Origin of the sequence: Pseudomonas sp., from assembly GCF_040514055.1 — a bacterium.
Classification (GTDB): domain Bacteria; phylum Pseudomonadota; class Gammaproteobacteria; order Pseudomonadales; family Pseudomonadaceae; genus Aquipseudomonas.
The window spans coordinates 89,263-105,942 of record NZ_JBEVDL010000094.1 but is presented as its reverse complement, the minus strand read 5'-3'; the positions used below and the strand labels follow the sequence as shown (position 1 = coordinate 105,942).

Below are 16,680 nucleotides of genomic sequence, written 5' to 3'. Positions count from 1 at the left end.
GGCGCGACGGGACTCCGGCCTTCGCGGAACAGTCCCGGCGGAACGCCCGCCTCCCCCCCCATTTAGGTGAAATACAGCCCGCCACCCGCTCGTTAGGATGTCGTCCCGGGTCGCCCTACCGCGACCGGCATACGCTGCCACGACAATAACAATCCTAAGGAGCTCCCCATGCACAAGGTATTGCGCACGGCCCTCGGCCTTCTGCTGATCGGCCTTTCCCTGTCCACGCAGGCGGCCTACACGACCAACCCGATCGTTCTGGTTCCCGGCATCTTCGCCTTCGACAAGATCGCCATGATCGATTACTGGTACCAGATCCCCGCCACGTTGCAGGCCCAGGGCAACGAGGTCTACGTGCCCAAAATCAATGCCTTCGACAACTCATTCGAGCGCGGCCAGCAGTTGATCCGCCAGCTCGACAGCATCAAGGTGGCCTCCCTGGGCCGTATTCAGAAATTCAACCTGATCGCCCACAGCCAGGGCGGCATCACCTCACGCTACGTGATGAACGTACGCCCTGACCTGGTGGCCTCGGTAACCACCATGTCCACCCCGCACACCGGCTCACCATTGGCGGATATCGTCACCGGCGTCGCCCCGCCGGATTCACTGCAAGGGGTGGCCTTCGAGGCGTTCGCCAACGCGGTCGGCAACCTGGTGAATATTTTTTCCAACAACAAGGCCAGCAAGTCGGACATTAACGCCATGCTTGGCGAGTTCAATAAAAAAGGCTCGGCGGCCTTCAATGGGCAATTCCCGGCGGGCCTGCCCACCCAGCGCTGCGGCGCCGGACCGGACCGCGTGACGATCGACGGCCAGGTCATTCGTCTGTACTCCTGGGGCGGCGGTTCGCGGGTCACCAATGTCTTCGACCCGTCCGACGCGCTATTCGGCCTGACCGGCCTGGCCTTCGGCGGCGAAGCCAACGACGGGGTGACCGGTGCCTGCGCCAACCACTTCGGCCAGGTCATCCAGGACCGCTACCGGATGAACCATATCGACATCAACAACCAGGTCTTCGGCGTGGTGTCCTGGTTCGAAAGCAACCCCAAGACGGTATTCCGCAACCATGCCACACGCCTTAAACAAGCCGGCCTTTAACCGGTTGCTGCTGGGCGCCGGTGCCGTGTTGCTCACGGCGCTGGTCGGCTGGCTCGGGGTGGCCGCCCCTGGTGCGGCACCGCCGCTGTCGAGCCGCGACGCCGTGTCCGCCGGCGTCGCCGAGCTGGCCCGGGTGCAAACCGCCAGCCGCAACCTGACCGCCCAGCCCCTCGTTAGTTTGCCCGATCCGGGCCCGCTGCCGGCCTCGCTGCGCGGAGCCAGCCCTGACGTGCGGCTGCGCACCGACGCCCACGGCAACCTGATCGCCCACGCCGACAGCCTGCATTTGTTCGAGTTCTACCTGTCGGCGCTGCTGGAGGAGCCGCTGGAGACCTGCCTGAACCGTATCAGCCGGGCCCTGGGGGCCCAGCTGCAGGGCACGGCCCTGGCACAAGCGCGCGACCTGTTGCGCCGTTACCTGGAGTACAAGGTCGCACTGACCGGCCTGGAACAACGCGCCCTGAATCCCGGCGGCAGCGACGACTACGACCTGAACGCCATCGACGCCCGCCAGCAACAGCTGCAGGCCCTGCGCCTGAGCCATTTCAGCGAAGAGGAAAACCGCGCGTTTTTCAGTCAGGAGCAGCAATACGATACCTATATGCGCCAAGCCCTGGCCCTCAATCAAGCGAAGGGGCTTGAGCCCGGCCAGCGTGAGCAGGCACTGGCGGACCTGGAGCAGCAGTTGCCCGAACCGATGCGCCAGGCCCGCCGCGAAGTGACACGCCAGACCCAGCTGTATGAGGACAGCGAGGCACTCAAGCGCCAGGGCGCCAGCGCCGAACAGCTGTATCGACTGCGCGCGCAGGCGCTAACCCCGGCGGCGGCCAGCGCGCTGGCCGAGCTGGACCAGCGCCAGGCGCAGTGGCAGATGCGGGTCGAGGGCTTTCGCCAGGCGCGCGCCGAATTGGCCGGCTCGGGGCTCAGTGCGGTTGATCAACGGACTGCGCTCGAACAACTGATCGAGCGCGACTTCACGGCCCAAGAGCAGCGCCAGATCAGGACCCTGGCACGCTACCCAAATCCCTGACTCGCGATTGTAGGAGCCCCGCCCCCGGGGCGAACGGATGCAGGGTGCTGGGGGTCTCTTTATCCACCACCAGGCCGTTTAGTGGATGGGTAAAGCGCTCTCCACCTTACCGAAGCCACATACGGGTGCTGGACCTGTACAGGCGCTGCCATGGCGCCTAACGCCGCTGCTCCAGCAGCCAGCCCAGCCCCATGTCCACGTGCAGCGCTGTACTGTCGTACAGCGGCAAGGGCGAGCTGCAGCCCTCCAGCAGCAAGCCGATCTCGGTGCAGCCGAGAATGGCGGCCTCGGCCCCCTGCTCACGCAGGCGCTGCAGCTGCTCCAGGTAAAACGTCCGGGCCCGCTCATGGAACTGGCCACGGCAAAGCTCCTCGAAGATCACCCGGTCGATCTCGGCCATGGCCGTGGCGTCCGGCACCTGCACGGTAATAGCGAAACGCTGGCTGAGCCGCTCCCGGTAAAAGGCCTCCTGCATGGTGAATCGGGTCCCCAGCAGGGCCACGCGCTGGATACCGGCCTGGTGCAGGGCCTGGCCGACCGCGTCGCCGATATGCAGCAGCGGAATGTTCACCGCCGCCTCGATGGTCGCCGCCACCTTGTGCATGGTGTTGGTCGCCAGCAGCAGTGCGCCGGCCCCGGCCAGCTCCAGGCCACCGGCCGCCGCGGCCAGTTGCTCACCGGCGGTCGCCCAGTCGCCGGCCTTCTGCAACGCGGCAATGCCGGCGAAATCCACCGAGTGCAGCAGCAGTGGCGCGGAATGCAGGCCACCCCGGGCATCGCGCACCCCTTCGTTGAGCAAGCGGTAATAACTCGCCGTCGACTCCCAGCTCATGCCACCCAAAATACCTAAAGGACGCGTCACAGCTTTCACCTTGTAAAATCCAGTTATTGAATGCCCACAGGAATCGAGCGGCAGGCCACGCTTAGGCCATGCCTGGCTCGGCGGCGTGACAGATCGCGTTCAGGTTGATGGTCAGCAACGCGTCCCTTTTCGGCAGGTCCGCCACGCAGATGACCGTGCGGGCGGGCAGATGCCGGGTGAACACTTCGGCATAGGCGCGATTCATCTCGGCAAAATCCTCGACACGCTTGAGGAACACCTGCACATGCAGCACGTGCTCAAACGCCGCGCCGACCGATTCCAGCATCAGCCGCAGGTTCTCCAGGATCTGCCGCGTCTGCGAATAGGCGTCCGGTCCGGCCATGACGCCGCTGGCGCTGTCCACCCCCGGCGTGGCGGACACCCAGATAAAGGGGCCGCTCTTGGCCACGTGGCTGTAAGGGCCGATCGGGGTGAACAGGCTCGGCGGGGTTGAGGTTTCAATGGTCATGAAGCATCCAGGGCGAGGCGATTGAAAAGAGGTTCGAGCCTAGCCCGGCGGCCTTACCGCGCACAGGCACAGTGCGCCAGCAGGACGGCAGTACACCTGCGCGTTCAAATCAAAAAGATATATAAACCTGCTTAAACATTCTTAGACTCTCTATACAAAGGCCACTATCGTGCGCTCCGCGTGGCCTGTTCCAAGGCCGGTACCCTCGCCATCCGCCCAGGCCCGCCGTGCATGAAAATCCGCGATCTCGATTTCAGCCCCAGTCCGATCAACGACGAGCACCAGGCCATGGGCCTGCCGCCGGTCGAGGATTATGTTTCTCACCCCGCCAACCACCCCGTGCTGCGGGTCGCCATGTGGCTGGCCATCTCGATTCTGCTGGGCTTGCTGGCGGTGCTCGGTTGGCGGCTGTTTTTCGGTGACCACGCCAGCAGCGGCCTGGAGATCATCGAGGGCGCCTTGCACAGCCCGCTGTTCTGGAGCGCGGTCGCTGTCGGGTTTTTCGCCCAGGCCATCGACGGCGCGCTGGGCATGGCCTACGGCATCACCGCCACCACCTTCCTGCTGGGCGCCGGTGCCTCGCCTGCGGCGGCCAGCGCCAGCGTGCATATCGCCGAAGTCTTCACCACAGGCCTGTCCGGCATTTCTCATGTCAAGCTGGGCAACGTCAACAAGAACCTGTTCCTGCGCCTGCTGATCCCCGGCATCATCGGCGCGGTGCTCGGCGCGGTGGTGATCACCCAGTTCGACGGCAAGGTGCTCAAGCCGTTTATCTCCGCCTACCTGTTGATCATGGGGCTGTATATCCTCAACAAGGCGTACCGCCACGTGGTGCGCCGCGGTCAGCCCGAGCATATCGCCAAGCTGGCGTTGTTCGGCGGTTTCGTTGACGCTGCCGGGGGGGGCGGTTGGGGCCCGGTGGTCACCACCACCTTGCTGGGCTCGGGCAGCGACCCGCGCACCACCATCGGCTCGGTGAATTTCGCCGAATTCTTCCTGACCATCGCCAGCGCCACCTCCTTTATCCTGCTTGCCGGCCAGCCGAGCACCTGGCTGCTGGTGGCGGGGCTGGTCTTCGGCGGCATGTTCGCCGCCCCCTTCGCCGCCTTGCTCTGCAAAAAACTGCATGCCAAGACGTTGCTGACCATCATCGGCTGCCTGATCACCCTGCTCAGCGCCTACAACCTGTACAGCGCCCTGAGCTGACCCAGCGGCGACCTTCGTGCCCGAACGCGCGGGCATATCCTTAGGCGCAAACGGTTTAACCAACCGCCGGGGCGGACCCACCCGGCGTATTGACCGCCTGGCCGGCAGCCGACATGCTCCGGGCTTTTCCCGCCCCCGAAGGAACGCTCGATGAAACTGGAAACCCTGGCCATACACGCCGGCTACAGCCCCGACCCCACCACCAAGGCGGTGGCTGTACCTATCTACCAGACCAGCTCCTTCGCCTTCGACAGCACCCAGCACGGCGCCGACCTGTTCGACCTGAAGGTCCCGGGCAACATCTACTCGCGGATCATGAACCCGACCAACGATGTGCTCGAGCAGCGCGTCGCGGCCCTGGAAGGCGGCGTCGGCGCCCTGGCCGTCGCCAGCGGCATGGCCGCGATCACCTATGCAATCCAGACCCTGGCGGAAGTCGGCGACAATATCGTCTCGGTGGCCAAGCTCTACGGCGGCAGCTACAACTTGTTCGCCCACACCCTGCCACGCTCGGGCATCCAGGTGCGTTTCGCCGCCCACGACGACGTGGCCGCGCTGGAAGCCCTGATCGATGACCGCACCAAGGCGGTGTTCTGCGAATCCATCGGCAACCCGGCTGGCAATATCGTCGACCTGCAGGCGCTGGCCGAGGCCGCCCATCGCCATGGCGTGCCGCTGATCGTCGACAATACGGTGGCCACCCCGATGCTCTGTCGCCCCTTCGAGCACGGCGCCGATATCGTCGTGCATTCGCTGACCAAGTACATGGGCGGGCATGGCACCAGCATCGGCGGCATAGTGGTCGACTCGGGGACCTTCCCCTGGGCCGAGCACAAGGAACGCTTCCCCTTGCTCAACACTCCCGACCCGTCCTACCACGGCGTGACCTACACCGAGGCCTTCGGCCCCGCCGCCTTTATCGGCCGGTGCCGGGTGGTGCCGTTGCGCAACATGGGCGCCGCGCTGTCGCCGTTCAACGCCTTCCTCATTCTGCAAGGCCTGGAAACCCTGCCACTGCGCATGGAGCGGCACTGCGAGAATGCGCTGAAGGTGGCGCTGTTCCTGCAGAACCACCCGCAGGTGGCCTGGGTGAAATACGCCGGCCTGGCCGATCACCCGGAACACGAGTTGGCGCGCAAGTACTGCGCCGGCAAGCCGGCCTCCATCCTCTCGTTCGGCATCCAGGGCGGCCAGGAGGCCGGCGCGCGTTTTATCGATGCGCTGCAACTGGTGGTACGCCTGGTCAATATTGGCGACGCCAAGTCCCTGGCCTGCCACCCCGCCTCCACCACTCACCGCCAGCTCAACGACGAGGAGCTGGAAAAAGCCGGGGTCCCGCGCGACATGGTGCGCCTGTCGGTGGGCATCGAACACAGCGATGACATCCTCGCCGACCTGGCCCAGGCCCTGGACGCCACCCAGCGCTGATAACGCCGGATCAGGTCACGGCGCGCGCCGTGGCCTCGACGCTCAGGGCGAGATAACGCGCGCTCCCCTTGTTTTGCCGCGTCGGCGTCCCCACCTGCAAGGCAAAGGAGAGCACCGATGACCGACCCGCTGTTGATTCCCTGCCCCGACTGCCAGGGCCTGAACCGTATTCCCGCCGCCCGCCTGGAGGACAGCCCGCGTTGCGGACGCTGCAAGGGCGCGTTGCTGACCGGACAATCCTTCGCCCTGGGCAGCGGCAATTATGCCGCCCAACTCAAGGGCGACCTGCCACTGCTGGTGGACGTCTGGGCCGCCTGGTGTGGGCCCTGCCGCAGCTTCGCGCCGGTCTTCGAGCAGGCCGCCGCGCAACTCCAGGGTCGCTGCCGCCTGGCCAAGCTCGACAGCGAGGCCCATCCGCAATTGTCCGCCCAGCTGAATATCCGCTCCATCCCCAGCCTGATCCTGTTCCAGGGCGGGCGTGAAGTGGCACGTCAGACTGGCGCCCTACCGTTGCCACAGTTGCTGGCCTGGCTACGCAGTCAGGGTATTTGAGCGATTCGGTCAGAGGCGCTGAGCGCGCCGGTCATTGCCCTGGCGCACAGACCCGCTAGGCTGCTGGGATGCCGTACAGGAGTCCAGCATGCCACTGCCCATCGCCCTCGCCCGTCAGCTCACCGAAGAACAGATCGCTTTCGTCAAACGCACCGGCCTCAAGGCCGAGGTGCTGGAGCCGGGGTTCGTGCGCCTGATGATGCCAGCGGCCGGCAATGCCAACCATATCGGCAGCATGTACGCTGGCGCGCTGTTCACCCTGGCCGAGCTGCCAGGCGGCGCGCTGTTTCTCAGCAGCTTCGACCCCAAGCGGTTCTACCCGGTGGTCAAGGAAGTGAACCTGCGCTTTCGTCGCCCGGCCCGCGGCGATATCCGCGTCGAAGCCCGACTGACACCCGAGGAAATCCTGCGCTTGGAACGCCAGGCCGCGACCGAGGGCAAGGCCGAGTACTGCCTGGAATTGCGACTGACCGACGAACAAGGGGAAATGGTTGCCGAAAGCCGGGGTCTTTATCAATTGCGAATGCACTGACGCCTGACCTTGCCCGCAAAGGTTACACCGGCTATTGCATGAGATTCATTTATCGACACGCAGGCGTCGATAGCGCCAGGAAGGTCGCTCACCATGATCAAACATATTCTTATCGCCCACGATCTGCGCAGCACGGCCGATCTGGCCCTGCGCCGCGCCGCGCAGCTGGCCCTGCAACACGGCGCCCGACTGACCCTGCTGCATGTCGCCAACCCGCAGCTGTCGACCCGCGAACTGGAGGTCGTGCAACAAGCGTTGGAGACCAGTCTCAGCCAATACGCACCGCCCGATAGCACCTTGATGCTGCTGCTCGGCCGTCCCGCCGAGGTGGTGCTCGAACAACTGCAGCACCTGGAAGTCGATCTGTTGGTGCTCGGCGCCCAGCGCCAGCGCCACCCGCTGTTTCCCGGCACCACCCTGGACGGCATCGCCCGACATTGCAGCATTCCGCTGCTGCTGGTGACCCACGAGGACGACCGCCCTTACCCCAGCGCGCTGCTGGCCCTGGATTTTTCCATCTGGGCCTGCAACGCGCTGTCCAGTGCCTGTCACTTGCTGCCGCCGAGTGCCGAACTGCACGCGCTGAACGTGTTCCAGCCGGACAAGGGCCACGGCGACCTGGAGAAGGCCCTTTATATTCAGCGCCAACTGATCGGCAAGCTGCTGCACGATGAAACCCAGCAACTGCCCAAGCAGGGCCCGCGGCTGTCCCATGCCGTGTTGCCCGGCAGCATGCCGCAGACCCTGCAGGAACAGATCGAGCAGCGTGCGCCGGCCTTGCTGGTGCTGGGCAATCGCTGCCGCGGTGCCCTGGCCAGCGCCCTGCAGGGCGACCTGGTGCAACACTTTCTACACAAGGCGCCCTGCGACGTGCTGGTAGTGCTTTAGTCGCAGCCGGCCAAGGACTAGCCGTTGCTTTCCAGCAACTGGTGCAGCTCGACGAACTGCTGCGTCAACTTGTGCCGCGGATCCAGGAAGATCAGCGGGGTGCAAGCCTGGTGCGACTCGCGCATCTTCACCGAACTCATCAGGTACACCGGCAACACCGGCATTTGTTCGGCGATCAGCTCGTCGAGCAGCTGCTGCGGCAGACTGGCCCGGGGCTGGAACTGATTGACGACTATGCCCTCGACCAGCAGGTCCTCGTTGTGATCTTCCTTGAGTTCCTCGATCTCGGCCAGCAAGCCGTACAAGGCCTGGCGCGAAAAACTGTCGCAATCGAAGGGGATCAAGCAACGATCGGCGGCGATCAACGCCGATACCGCATAAAAATTAAGGGCAGGCGGCGTGTCCAGGTAAATCCGGTCGTAATCTTCGGCCAGTTCGTCCAGCAGTTTGCGCAGTTTGTTGATCTTGTGCTTGGCCTCCAGCTTGGGCTGCAGGTCGGCCAGCTCTGCGGTGGCAGTCACCACATGCAGGTTGTCGAACGGCGTCTCGTAAATGTCCACCTGGCCTTTTTTGCCGAAGGGACCGGCGCTCAGGGTCTGCTTGAAGAATTCGGCGATGCCCTTGGGAATGTCCGTACCGGTCAGGCCCGTGAGGTACTGGGTCGAGTTGGCCTGCGCATCCAGGTCGATCAACAGGGTCCGCAGGCCCTGAGACGCGCTCACGGCTGCCAGGTTGCAGGCGATACTGGACTTGCCCACACCCCCCTTCTGATTAAATACCACACGTCGCATGTCGCACCTCCCTGAGCCATCGATAGTCCCGGATTCTATGCAAAGCGCGTGACAAGGGCGAGGCCGGCAGTCAAGTTATGACCCCGGGGCAGCTATCAACGCCACCCGCCTGCCGCCGCAGAGGCGCAACCACTATGTCAAACGCTGCACAACTCGGACAGCCTCTGGTCTTGTCGTTGCACGCAATGTTTGCCTGGAAGGGTGCGGGCCGGGATAATGCCAGCCCTTTGCCATGGTGGCCTGCGGGGGTTCGCCCGCTCGCGACAGACCACCGCAGTAGCTGCCCGTCAGGGGCCGGATGAGCTCTTAACGTGATTCACTTCAGTATCGATCAATGGCGGGCCTGGGCACCAGGCATCGACAGCCCGCCCGACTGGCAACGCTGGTGCCGCTCGCCCTGGGCGCCGCCGGTGGACGACAGCCAGCCGGACGTGTCCTTTCTGCCGGCATTGCAGCGTCGACGCCTGAGTCGACTGGCACGGATGGTCTTCAGTGTTGCCTGGCCGCTGGCCGAGGAGCAGGCAGCGATGCCACTGGTGTTCGTCTCGCGCCACGGCGAGACCCCGCGCACGCTTGCCCTGCTTGGCGACCTGGCCCATCACGAGGCGCTGTCGCCGACCCAGTTCAGCCTGTCGGTACATAACGCGATCATCGGCCTGTGGTCCATCCTGCGCGGCGACACCAGTGAAATGACCGCCTTGGCGGGCGAAGGCGATGGCCTCGAGCACGGGCTGCTGGAGGCTTCGCTGCTGCTGGAGGCCGGCGCACCGGCGGTGTTGCTGGTGATCGCCGAGGACTTGCCGCCGGCGCTCTATGCCCCCTGGATCGATGATGTGCCCTTTCCCTATGCGCTGGCACTGCGGCTAACAGCAGGACGGGACTGGCAGCTGACCCTGGGCCAAGCCTCAGGCGTGGCAGCCGCCGCCGAGTGGCCCCATGCCCTGGGTCTGCTGCGCACCCTTACGCTCGAGCAGGATCGCCTGCACCACCAGTGGAAAAACCGTTCATGGACCTGGCAACACAACCGCTAGACCGGCGTGCCAATGCGCCCTACCTCTGGCGGCTGATCGCCACGGGGTTGAGTTTTGCCCTGTTCGGCCTGGGCGGCCTGTGCCTGCGCGTGCTGGTCTTTCCGCTGCTGGGCCTGCTGCCCGGCGACGATCAGGTTCGCCGCACGCGCGCGCGCCGGGTGATTCACCGGCTGTTCTGGTTGTTCGTGCAGTTCATGTACCGCAGCGGCGTACTCACTTACCAGGTCGAGGGTGCCGAGCGCCTCGGCCGCCCAGGGCAGATGGTGATCGCCAACCACCCTTGCCTGATCGACGTGGTGGTACTGATCGCGCAAATTCGCGACGCCAACTGCGTGGTCAAGCAGAGCCTCTGGGACAATCCTTTTATGCACGGACCGGTGCGGGCCGCGCAGTACATCAGCAACAGCGGCAGCATGGACATGCTCGACGAGGCCGCCGCCGCCCTGCAGGCCGGCCAGACCCTGGTGGTGTTTCCCGAAGGCACTCGCACCACGCCGGGGCAGCCACCGGAGTTTCACCGGGGTGCCGCAGCCATCGCCTTGCGCGGCGCGCGCCTGATCACCCCGGTGGTGATCAGCGTCAGCCCCACCACCCTGACCAAGGCCGAGCCCTGGTATCGCATTCCGTCGCGTCGTTTTCACATCCGCCTGCGCGTCGGCGAGGATATCGACCCGCAAACCTTTGCTGCCCTGGGCGCCCCCCCTATTGCCTCGCGTAAACTGAACGACTTTTTGCACCAGCACTTCATAAAGGAGCTCGCCAAAGATGAGCGATCTACAGCTTGAGATCAAAACCCTGATCATCGATGCCCTGGGCCTGGAAGACCTGGGTCCCGACGACATCGATGCCGAGCAAACCTTGTTCGGCGAGGGCCTGGGCCTGGATTCGGTGGATGCCCTGGAGCTCGGGCTGGCGATCCAAAAACGCTTCGGCATCAAGATCGACGCCGATGCCAAGGACACTCGCAAGCACTTCGCCAATGTCAGCAGCCTGGCCGCGTTCGTCCGCGCCCACCAGGTGGCCTGAGGTGAGCATGCAGAACCGTGAAGAGATATTCAGCACCCTGCGCGATGCGCTGGTGGAGCTGTTCGAACTGGACGCCGCGACCATTACCTTGCAGGCCAACCTGTACCAGGACCTGGAGATCGACAGCATCGATGCGGTCGACCTGATCGACCATATCAAGCGCCAGACCGGCAAGAAGATCGCCGCCGAGGAATTCAAGGCCGTGCGCACCGTGGGTGATGTGGTCGAGGCGGTCTTCCGCCTGGTCAACGCGGACCCGGCATGAGTCGACTGATAGGCCTGGGCCTGTTGCTGGCCGGACTGCTCTATCCCTTTGCCGTCTACTACGGCATGCAGCACCTGTCCGCGCGCTTTTTTGCCCTGCTGCTCGGCGGCCTCTGGCTGGCCAGGGCCCTGAGCGCTCCACGCCGGCCCGGCAGCCAATGGATGGCGGGTGCAGCCCTGCTGTTCTGCCTGCTGCTCGGGGTGGCCGACAACCCGGCACTGCTGCGCTGGTACCCGGTGCTGATGAACCTGATGCTGCTCGGCCTGTTCGGCCTCAGCCTGAAGGTCGGCATGCCCCTGGTCGAGCGCCTGGCGCGCCTGCGCGAACCGCAGTTGCCGGACGTCGCCGTGCGTTACACCCGCCGGGTGACCCAGGTCTGGACCGGCTTCTTCCTGATCAACGCCCTGATCGCCACCGCCCTGACCCTCTGGGCGCCGCTGGCCTGGTGGACGCTGTACACCGGGCTGATCGCCTACGGGCTGATGGCCCTGCTGTTCGCCGGCGAATGGCTGATTCGCCAGCGGGTGAGGGCCCACGAATGACGCACACCTGGATCGCCCTGGAACACTTGCTGCTGGAGACACCGGCCAACCGTTGCGTGACCTTCGCCCCCGCGCTGGACCTGGTCGAACTGCGCGAGCAGGCCCTGCGCCTGGCGGGCGGTTTGCAGGCCCGCGGCATCCAGCGCCTGGCGCTGCACCTGGAGGACGCCGGTGAACTGGCCGTCGCCTTGCTCGGCGCCTGGCGGGCCGGGATCTGCGTGCTGTTACCCGGCGATCTGCAAGCCCAGAGCCGGGCCCGCCTGGGTGAGCAGGTCGACCTGTGGCTGACCGACCAGGCCAGCGACACCCGCCTGGCCGACTGCTTCGGCCCGCCCCTGAGCCCCGCCGAGCTGGCGCTCGACCTGCCGCTGCTGAGCCTGTGCACCTCGGGCTCGAGCGGTGCACCGAAGCGTATCGACAAACAGCTGCGCCAGCTGGCCAACGAAGTGCTGACCCTAGAAACCCTCTGGGGCGATGACCTGGGCCCGGCCTGCATGGTCGGCAGCGTCGCCACCCAGCATATCTACGGCCTGCTGTTCCGCGTGCTCTGGCCGCTGTGTGGCGGACGCCCGTTCCTCCGCCGTGCCCTGCCGTTCCCCGAAGACCTGCAACGCGAGAGCCTGGGGCTGCCCGACGCCAACACGACCGATAACGGGCCGCCCGCCCGCCCTTTTGCCTGGGTCGCCAGCCCGGCGCTGCTCAAACGCATGGGCGACAACCTCGACTGGCCGGCCCTGCGCCGGGTGCGCCGGGTCTTTTCCTCCGGCGGCGCGCTACCCGAGGATGCCGCGCAGCAGCTGCAGGCGCGGCTGGGTCAGTGGCCCACGCAAATTTATGGCAGCTCGGAGACCGGCGGCATCGCCTGGCGCCAGGCCGATCCGCTGTGGCAGCCGTTTGCCGGCGTGCAGCTGCAGCAGGATGACCAGGGTGCCCTGCGGGTCGCCTCGCCTTGCCTGCCCGCCGGGCACTGGGAGCAGACCGCCGATGCCGTACGGCTGCAGGCCGATGGCCGCTTCGCCCTGGGCGCGCGGCTGGACCGCATCGTCAAACTGGAGGAAAAACGCATTTCCCTGCCCATGCTCGAACAGGCCCTGGCCGAACATCCCTGGGTCCAGGACAGCCGCCTGGGGGTGGTCCAGGAGCAGCGCGCCTACCTCGGCGCCCTGGTCGCGCTGAAACCGGCCGGCGTGCATGCGTTGCGCAACCAGGGTCGCCGCGCAGTCACCGAACAACTGCGCGAGCACCTCAAGGCCCATTGCGAGGCCCTGGCGCTGCCCCGCCGCTGGCGCCTGGTACGGCAGCTGCCGCTCGATAGCCAGGGCAAATTGACCCAGGCCGCGCTGGAGGCGTTGCTGCACGGGCCGCGACCAAAACAACCGGACGTGCTCGGCCAACAGCAACAGGACGGCCAATGGTCGCTGGAACTGGAGGTCCCCCTGGACCTGGCTCACTTCACCGGCCACTTCCCCAAGACCCCGGTATTACCGGGCGTGGTGCAGGTCGAGTGGGCCCTGCAGCTGGCCCAGCGGCTGATGCCCCTGCCAACGCGCTTCGTCGGCCTGGAAGTGCTGAAGTTCCAGCAGCTGGCCCGCCCGGGTGATCGCCTGCAACTGACCCTGCGCTTCGACGCCGAACGCAGCAAGCTGCATTTCGCCTTCCGCAACGGCGAGGCGCCCTGCTCCTCGGGACGTCTGCTGCTGGCCGAACCCGGAGCCACCCATGAGTGACCGGGAGCCGCACGGCGGCCAGCTGGCGTTTCGGCCCTGCGCGGTGATCCCGGTGTTCAACCACGAGGGCCCCCTGCCCGGCGTGGTGGCGGCCTTGCGCGCGGCCGACCTGCCCTGCGTGCTGGTCGACGACGCTTCCAGCCCCACCTGCGCCGCAGTGCTCGAGATCCAGGCGCAGGCCGAGCAGGTGCATCTGCTGCGCCTGCCGGTCAACCAGGGCAAGGGCGGCGCGGTAATGGCCGGTTTGCGCGAAGCGGGCCGCCTGGGTTTCAGCCACGCCCTGCAAGTGGACGCCGATGGCCAACATGACCTGAGCGTGGTCGCCCAGTTCCTCGACACCGCACGCCGCCACCCCGGGGCCTTGATCTGCGGTTACCCGCTGTATGATGCGTCGGTGCCCAAGGGCCGGCTCTACGCCCGTTACCTGACCCATGTCTGGGTCTGGATCAACAGCCTGTCGCTGCAGATCCGCGACTCCATGTGCGGCTTCCGGGTCTACCCCTTGCCGGCCACACTGGCCTTGCTCGACTCGGCTCGCATCGGCCGGCGCATGGACTTCGATACCGAGATCCTGGTTCGCCTGTCATGGCGCCAGCAGCCCATGCACTGGCTGCCCATCCAGGTGCGCTACCCGCTCGACGGCCTGTCGCATTTTCGCCTGTGGCACGACAACTGGCTGATCAGCCAAATGCACACCCGCTTGTTCTTCGGCATGCTGGTGCGCGCGCCAGCGATCCTCTGGCACCGGTGGCGCCGATGAACAGCGGGCACTGGGCCGGCTACCAGGAGCGTGGCAGCTTCCAGCTGATGCGCCTGACCGCGGCGGCCGTGCGCCTGCTGGGGCGACGCCCCCTGGCCCCTCTGCTGTACGGCATCGTACTGTATTTCTTTCTCTTCGGTCGACGCGCCCGGCGCAGCGCCTGGGACTACCAGCGGCACCTGGCCACCTGGAGCGGGCGCGAGGACCTGCGGCCCAGCCGCCGCTCGGTGTTCCGCCAGTTTATGGCGTTCGCCGACGCCCTGCTGGACAAGCTCGACGTCTGGCGCGGGCACCTCGACCTGGCACGCATCGACGTGGTCGACCCGGCCAACCTGCACGGTGAGATGCGCAGCGGTCGCGGTCAGTTGCTGGTCGGCGCACACCTGGGCAACCTCGAGGTCTGCCGCGCCCTCGGCGAGCTGGGGCAGCGGGTCAAGATGAACGTGCTGGTGCACACCAAACACGCCGAACACTTCAATCGCCTGCTGGGTGAAGCCGGCGCGCACAACCTGCGTCTGGTCCAGGTCAGCGAGCTGGATCCGGCGATCATGCTGCAGCTCAGCCAGCGCCTGGAACAGGGCGAGTGGCTGGCCATCGCCGGCGACCGCATTCCCTTGCACGGTGGTCGCACCGTCGAAGTCGACTTCCTCGGCCAACCCGCGCACCTGCCACAAGGCCCCTGGCTGCTCGCCGGGTTGCTGCAATGCCCGGTCAGCCTGCTGTTCTGCCTGAAGCAGGCGAACGGCAACTACCGCATCGACCTGGAACCCTTCGCCCCCTCCATTGCCTGGCGCCGGCCACAGCGCGAGCAGGTGATCCGTGCCTGCGCCCAGCGTTATGCCGAGCGCCTGGGTCATTACTGCCTGCAGGCCCCCCTGCAGTGGTTCAATTTCTATCCTTTCTGGAACAGCCATGACGACACACCCGCAGTCTGAGCCCGTCGTGTTCGGCGAACGCCCCTTGTCCATCGAACAGGTGGTGAGCCTCGCCCACCGGTCGGCCGCCAGCCAGCTGCAGGGCGATACGGTCTTTCGCAGCCGCATCGCCAAGGGCGCGCAGTTCCTCGACTCGCTGCTCGACAAGGAAGGCGTGATCTACGGCGTGACCACCGGTTACGGTGACTCCTGCGTGGTCGCCGTGCCCCTGGAGCAGGTCGAGGCGCTGCCGCGGCATCTGTTCACTTTCCACGGCTGCGGACTGGGCAAGATGCTCGATCCGGCCGCCACCCGCGCGGTGCTGGCGGCGCGCCTGCAGTCGCTGTGCCAAGGCGTATCCGGGGTGCGCATCGAGTTGCTGGAACGCCTGCAGGCCTTTCTCGACCTGGACATCCTGCCGCTGATCCCGGAGGAAGGCTCGGTGGGCGCCAGCGGCGACCTGACCCCGCTGTCCTATGTGGCGGCCACCCTGGCTGGCGAGCGTGACGTGCTCTGGCGCGGTGAGCCTTGCAGTGCCGCCGCGGTGCACCAGGCCCTGGGCTGGACGCCGCTGACCCTGCGGCCCAAGGAAGCCCTGGCGCTGATGAACGGCACCGCGGTGATGACCGGCCTGGCCTGCCTGGCCTACTCGCGGGCCGATTACCTGCTGCAACTGGCGACCCGCGTCACCGCGCTGAACGTGGTGGCGCTGCAGGGCAATCCGGAGCACTTCGACGAGCGCCTGTTCGCCGCCAAGCCCCACCCGGGGCAGGTGCAGGTCGCCGCCTGGCTGCGCCAGGACCTGGCCATCGACGCGCCGACCGCGCCGTTGCACCGCCTGCAGGACCGCTACTCGCTGCGCTGCGCGCCCCATGTGCTGGGCGTGCTGGCCGACAGCCTGGGCTGGTTGCGGCAGTTCATCGAAATCGAGCTGAACAGCGCCAACGACAATCCGATCATCGACGCCGAAGCCGAGCGGGTGCTGCACGGCGGGCATTTCTATGGCGGCCATATCGCCTGCGCCATGGACAGCCTGAAGACCCTGGTGGCCAACGTCGCCGACCTGCTCGACCGCCAGCTCGCCCTGCTGGTGGACGTGCGCTACAACCATGGCCTGCCGAGCAACCTGTCGGGTGCGCCGGCCGCCACCGCGATGATCAACCATGGCTTCAAGGCGGTGCAGATCGGCACCAGCGCCTGGACCGCCGAAGCGTTGAAAAACACCATGCCGGCCAGCGTCTTCTCGCGGTCCACCGAATGCCACAACCAGGACAAGGTGAGCATGGGCACCATCGCCGCGCGCGACGCCCTGCGGGTGCTGGAGCTGACCGAACAGGTGCTCGCGGCCAGCCTCATCGCCGCCCAGCAAGGCGTCTGGTTGCGTGGCCGGGAAGCCGAGGCACGCCCACTGCCGCCAGCCCTGGCGGCCATGCACCGGCAACTGGCCGAAGACTTCGCGCCGGTGATCGAGGACCGCGCCCTGGACCGCGAACTGCGCCTGTGCCTGGAACGCATCCGCAGCCAGCACTGGTCGCTGTATGCGTAATTTCAATCCG

Annotated in this window: 19 protein-coding genes; 16 read left to right on the top strand and 3 right to left on the bottom strand. The window is 66.2% G+C overall.

Annotated features, from left to right (window positions below; genetic code table 11):
• The first annotated feature begins 168 nt into the window (after positions 1 to 168).
• Positions 169 to 1,101, top strand: a complete 933-nt coding sequence (locus tag ABWY06_RS24820) for an esterase/lipase family protein (RefSeq protein WP_353928259.1) — start codon at positions 169 to 171, stop codon at positions 1,099 to 1,101.
• Positions 1,070 to 2,131 (top strand): lipase secretion chaperone, encoded by a 1,062-nt coding sequence (locus ABWY06_RS24815; RefSeq protein ID WP_353928258.1) that lies wholly within the window; start codon positions 1,070 to 1,072, stop codon positions 2,129 to 2,131. The genes ABWY06_RS24820 and ABWY06_RS24815 overlap by 32 nt, the downstream gene beginning before the upstream one ends.
• A gap of 157 nt (positions 2,132 to 2,288) precedes the next feature.
• Here ABWY06_RS24815 and ABWY06_RS24810 read toward each other — a convergent pair whose 3' ends face one another.
• Together ABWY06_RS24810 and ABWY06_RS24805 are read right to left on the bottom strand one after the other, a co-directional pair.
• On the bottom strand, positions 2,289 to 2,993 hold the full coding sequence (locus ABWY06_RS24810) for an aspartate/glutamate racemase family protein (protein ID WP_353928257.1): 705 nt from the start codon (positions 2,991 to 2,993) through the stop codon (positions 2,289 to 2,291).
• Between the two features lie 61 nt (positions 2,994 to 3,054).
• Positions 3,055 to 3,462 (bottom strand): RidA family protein, encoded by a 408-nt coding sequence (locus ABWY06_RS24805; RefSeq protein ID WP_353928256.1) that lies wholly within the window; start codon positions 3,460 to 3,462, stop codon positions 3,055 to 3,057.
• A gap of 231 nt (positions 3,463 to 3,693) precedes the next feature.
• Here ABWY06_RS24805 and ABWY06_RS24800 point away from each other — a divergent pair, with 231 nt between their 5' ends.
• The 5 genes from ABWY06_RS24800 to ABWY06_RS24780 all read left to right on the top strand — a co-directional run bounded on the left by ABWY06_RS24800 (position 3,694) and on the right by ABWY06_RS24780 (position 8,068).
• Complete coding sequence (locus ABWY06_RS24800) at positions 3,694 to 4,668, top strand: sulfite exporter TauE/SafE family protein (protein WP_353928255.1); 975 nt, start codon at positions 3,694 to 3,696, stop codon at positions 4,666 to 4,668.
• A 150-nt stretch (positions 4,669 to 4,818) separates the two neighbouring features.
• On the top strand, positions 4,819 to 6,096 hold the full coding sequence (locus tag ABWY06_RS24795) for a bifunctional O-acetylhomoserine aminocarboxypropyltransferase/cysteine synthase (protein ID WP_353928254.1): 1,278 nt from the start codon (positions 4,819 to 4,821) through the stop codon (positions 6,094 to 6,096).
• Between the two features lie 117 nt (positions 6,097 to 6,213).
• Positions 6,214 to 6,648: a thioredoxin TrxC gene (gene trxC / locus ABWY06_RS24790; RefSeq protein ID WP_353928253.1), complete on the top strand. Its 435-nt coding sequence runs from the start codon at positions 6,214 to 6,216 to the stop codon at positions 6,646 to 6,648.
• An 88-nt stretch (positions 6,649 to 6,736) separates the two neighbouring features.
• Positions 6,737 to 7,180 (top strand): YiiD C-terminal domain-containing protein, encoded by a 444-nt coding sequence (locus tag ABWY06_RS24785; protein WP_353928252.1) that lies wholly within the window; start codon positions 6,737 to 6,739, stop codon positions 7,178 to 7,180.
• A 93-nt stretch (positions 7,181 to 7,273) separates the two neighbouring features.
• A complete protein-coding gene (locus ABWY06_RS24780; RefSeq protein ID WP_353928251.1) occupies positions 7,274 to 8,068 on the top strand; it encodes a universal stress protein in 795 nt (264 codons plus the stop codon).
• Between the two features lie 17 nt (positions 8,069 to 8,085).
• Here the strand turns inward: ABWY06_RS24780 and ABWY06_RS24775 are convergent, their stop codons facing one another.
• Positions 8,086 to 8,859 carry a ParA family protein gene (locus ABWY06_RS24775; protein ID WP_353928250.1) on the bottom strand — a complete coding sequence of 258 codons (774 nt, stop codon included), beginning with the start codon at positions 8,857 to 8,859 and terminating at the stop codon, positions 8,086 to 8,088.
• Positions 8,860 to 9,170: 311 nt separating this feature from the next.
• Here ABWY06_RS24775 and ABWY06_RS24770 point away from each other — a divergent pair, with 311 nt between their 5' ends.
• Genes ABWY06_RS24770 through ABWY06_RS24730 form a run of 9 tightly spaced genes read left to right on the top strand, consistent with a single transcriptional unit; the run spans position 9,171 to position 16,670 of the window.
• Positions 9,171 to 9,890 (top strand): beta-ketoacyl synthase chain length factor, encoded by a 720-nt coding sequence (locus ABWY06_RS24770; protein ID WP_353928249.1) that lies wholly within the window; start codon positions 9,171 to 9,173, stop codon positions 9,888 to 9,890.
• A complete protein-coding gene (locus tag ABWY06_RS24765) occupies positions 9,866 to 10,675 on the top strand; it encodes a lysophospholipid acyltransferase family protein (protein WP_353928248.1) in 810 nt (269 codons plus the stop codon). The genes ABWY06_RS24770 and ABWY06_RS24765 overlap by 25 nt, the downstream gene beginning before the upstream one ends.
• A complete protein-coding gene (locus ABWY06_RS24760; protein WP_353928247.1) occupies positions 10,656 to 10,916 on the top strand; it encodes a phosphopantetheine-binding protein in 261 nt (86 codons plus the stop codon). Before ABWY06_RS24765 ends, ABWY06_RS24760 begins: the two co-directional genes overlap by 20 nt.
• A gap of 7 nt (positions 10,917 to 10,923) precedes the next feature.
• On the top strand, positions 10,924 to 11,181 hold the full coding sequence (locus ABWY06_RS24755; protein ID WP_353928270.1) for an acyl carrier protein: 258 nt from the start codon (positions 10,924 to 10,926) through the stop codon (positions 11,179 to 11,181).
• Entirely contained in the window at positions 11,178 to 11,723 is a 546-nt protein-coding gene (locus tag ABWY06_RS24750; RefSeq protein ID WP_353928246.1) for a COG4648 family protein, read from the top strand. Before ABWY06_RS24755 ends, ABWY06_RS24750 begins: the two co-directional genes overlap by 4 nt.
• Entirely contained in the window at positions 11,720 to 13,450 is a 1,731-nt protein-coding gene (locus ABWY06_RS24745; protein ID WP_353928245.1) for an ApeI family dehydratase, read from the top strand. Before ABWY06_RS24750 ends, ABWY06_RS24745 begins: the two co-directional genes overlap by 4 nt.
• On the top strand, positions 13,443 to 14,210 hold the full coding sequence (locus tag ABWY06_RS24740; protein WP_353928244.1) for a glycosyltransferase family 2 protein: 768 nt from the start codon (positions 13,443 to 13,445) through the stop codon (positions 14,208 to 14,210). The genes ABWY06_RS24745 and ABWY06_RS24740 overlap by 8 nt, the downstream gene beginning before the upstream one ends.
• On the top strand, positions 14,207 to 15,145 hold the full coding sequence (locus ABWY06_RS24735; protein WP_353928243.1) for a lysophospholipid acyltransferase family protein: 939 nt from the start codon (positions 14,207 to 14,209) through the stop codon (positions 15,143 to 15,145). The genes ABWY06_RS24740 and ABWY06_RS24735 overlap by 4 nt, the downstream gene beginning before the upstream one ends.
• Positions 15,123 to 16,670: an HAL/PAL/TAL family ammonia-lyase gene (locus ABWY06_RS24730; protein WP_353928242.1), complete on the top strand. Its 1,548-nt coding sequence runs from the start codon at positions 15,123 to 15,125 to the stop codon at positions 16,668 to 16,670. The genes ABWY06_RS24735 and ABWY06_RS24730 overlap by 23 nt, the downstream gene beginning before the upstream one ends.
• The last annotated feature ends 10 nt before the right edge of the window (positions 16,671 to 16,680 follow it).